This window comes from Sphingomonas sp., from assembly GCF_019242355.1.
In the GTDB taxonomy this organism is placed as follows: domain Bacteria; phylum Pseudomonadota; class Alphaproteobacteria; order Sphingomonadales; family Sphingomonadaceae; genus Sphingomicrobium.
On record NZ_JAFAVR010000241.1, the window covers coordinates 1 to 2,119 of the forward strand.

Annotated in this window: 3 protein-coding genes and 1 pseudogene; 2 read left to right on the forward strand and 2 right to left on the reverse strand. The window is 64.4% G+C overall.

Features of this window, described 5'->3' with window-relative positions:
- Positions 1 to 184: pseudogene (locus JOZ79_RS11675) on the forward strand (class II fumarate hydratase); the annotation flags it as partial.
- A gap of 32 nt (positions 185 to 216) precedes the next feature.
- Here JOZ79_RS11675 and JOZ79_RS11680 read toward each other — a convergent pair.
- Together JOZ79_RS11680 and JOZ79_RS11685 are read right to left on the reverse strand one after the other, a co-directional pair.
- The gene (locus JOZ79_RS11680; protein ID WP_294074319.1) at positions 217 to 732 is read right to left on the reverse strand and encodes an acyloxyacyl hydrolase; all 516 of its coding nucleotides are present in this window, start codon (positions 730 to 732) and stop codon (positions 217 to 219) included.
- Positions 733 to 793: 61 nt separating this feature from the next.
- On the reverse strand, positions 794 to 1,363 hold the full coding sequence (locus JOZ79_RS11685; protein WP_294074321.1) for a DUF2585 family protein: 570 nt from the start codon (positions 1,361 to 1,363) through the stop codon (positions 794 to 796).
- Positions 1,364 to 1,423: 60 nt separating this feature from the next.
- On the opposite strand from JOZ79_RS11685, the gene JOZ79_RS11690 reads away from it, so the two are divergent.
- The coding region (locus JOZ79_RS11690; RefSeq protein WP_294074322.1) for a CorA family divalent cation transporter at positions 1,424 to 2,119 on the forward strand (696 nt) is incomplete at its 3' end.

The following is a 2,119-nucleotide window of genomic DNA, read 5'->3' on the forward strand; positions in this document are numbered from 1 at the left end:
GAACCGGTCGCTGATGCTGGTCACTGCGCTTGCGCCCGAGATCGGCTATGACAATGCGGCCAAGATCGCCAAGCACGCCCATCATAACGGCCAGACGCTCAAAGAGGCGGGGCTGGAGCTCGGACTTGTCGACGAGGCGACCTTCGACCGTGTCGTGAAGCCGGAGAGGATGGTCGGGCGCTAAGGAAACTCCTCCCTCGAGCCGGAGGGGACGACTCAAATCTTCAGGTTCACCCGAACGCCCAGGTTGTCGATTCCGGGATTCTCGTGGCTGAACAGCTGGGCATGGCTCATGTGCACCCAGCTCGCCTCGACGCTGACCAGCGGAGCGACCTGCGCGCCGACGGCGAGTTCCGGCTCGAACAGCACGCGGCTGCCGAAGGCGATCTTGTCGAACCGGTAATATCTTCCCGCCGAGCCGGTGTGGACCGCAAGGCCGAGGCCTGGCCGCACATAGACTGCGCCGCCGAACTTCGCCGACAGGCCGACCGCAGCATAGCTGGTGTCGCCGGCGGTGTTCAGAGCCGCGAATGCATAAGGCTGCAGCGGCGTGTGCATGATGCCGTCGCCGCGGTATCCGAGCTGCAGGTCGGCGCCTTGCTCGAGGCCGCTTTTGTCGGTCGGCAGCTTGACGTCGTGGACATAGACTCCGCCGAACAGTTCGCCGGCCGAGGCCGGGGTTGCGATTGCGAAGAGGGCGAAGGCGCCTAGCGCGACAACGATTTTTCTCATGATGGCCAATGCTTAGCCTTATTGTCGGCCCGCGCGCTACCCCGTCGCCTGCCCCTTGGCTTCAACCGGCGGCCTGCCATGCCGCAATGGCCGGGTTCGGCGCGAGCAGCATCCAGACGTTCAGCGTCAGATTGTCGCGAATGACGGCGAGCGGAACCAGCTCAAGGACAATCAGCAGCGCGACGGAGGCCCACAGCGGCAATTTGTGCGCCAGGAGAAAGCCGATGAGCATCATCGTGATGTCCGACATGGAATTGATGACGCTGTCGCCCGAGTAACCTAGCGCCGCAGTCGCATGGCGGTAACGGTCGATCACCATCGGCGTGTTCTCGACGATTTCCCAGGCGGTTTCGACGATCAGGGCCGCGAGGAGCCGCCACTGGACCGGCATCCGCCGCGCCAGCAGCCACAGCGCAGCATAGAATAGCAGTCCATGAACGATGTGGCTGGCACTGTACCAGTCGGCGAGCATCTGGCTGGTCTTGGGGCTGTCCCGTCCGCCGACCCACAGCTCGACGGTCCCGCAGGTGCAGATCGCGTGTCGGCCCATCGCAAGCAGCGCTGCTGCCGCGATCGCCATCAGGGCCATTGCGGCCGTGGCAGTCCGCTGGTTTCTGCTGATCGCGCTCATTCCGGCTGCTTAGCAGCACAAGACTTGCAAAGCGTTACGGCTGGCCCGACAGCTTCACTTATGCTGCGCGCCTACGGACCCGGTTGCGACGGGAGCATCATTGAAGCCAAGCTCGAGCGCATCCCCCTGGGAGCGACGTGGATCGACCTCGAGGAGCCGACCCGCGAGGAGGAGCAGCTGGTCGAGCGTTGCATCGGCGTCGACGTCCCCACCCAGGACGAGATGGCGGAGATCGAGCCGTCGAGCCGTCTCTACGAGCAGAATGGCGCGATCTACATGACGTTGAGTGCGCTTCGCGGTGTCGACGAGAATCAGCCGACGACCGCGCCGATCGGCTTCGTCTTGACCGACGACCGGCTCGTGACGGTCCGCTACGCGACTCCGCGCCCGGTCAGGACTTTCGAGAATCACGCGCGGCGGGACCCGGGCCTGGTCAAGGACGCCGCAACCGCACTCGTCCGCCTGCTCGACGCGATCATCGACCGCATGGCGGACGAAATCGAAGGCGTCGCCGCAGACATGGACAAGCTGTCCAACGCCATCTTCGCAAGCGCTCCCGATGAACGGCGTATCCCGGCGGAGAAGCTCACCCAGCTTCTCACCAGCATCGGGCGTGCCCAGAGCCTGCTTGCCAAGATCCGTTATACCGCAGTCAGCACCAGCCGCGTCCTGAACTTCCTTGCCGCGTCCAATCGGATGCACGAAACAGTCAATGCCGACGCCCGACACCACCTCGCCAGCCTCGTCACCGACGTC

Coding starts and splice junctions, on each gene's coding strand:
- JOZ79_RS11680 (WP_294074319.1), bottom strand. CDS start 732: ATGAGAAAAATCGTTGTCGCGCTAGGCGCCTTCGCCCTCTTCGCAATC.
- JOZ79_RS11685 (WP_294074321.1), bottom strand. CDS start 1,363: ATGAGCGCGATCAGCAGAAACCAGCGGACTGCCACGGCCGCAATGGCC.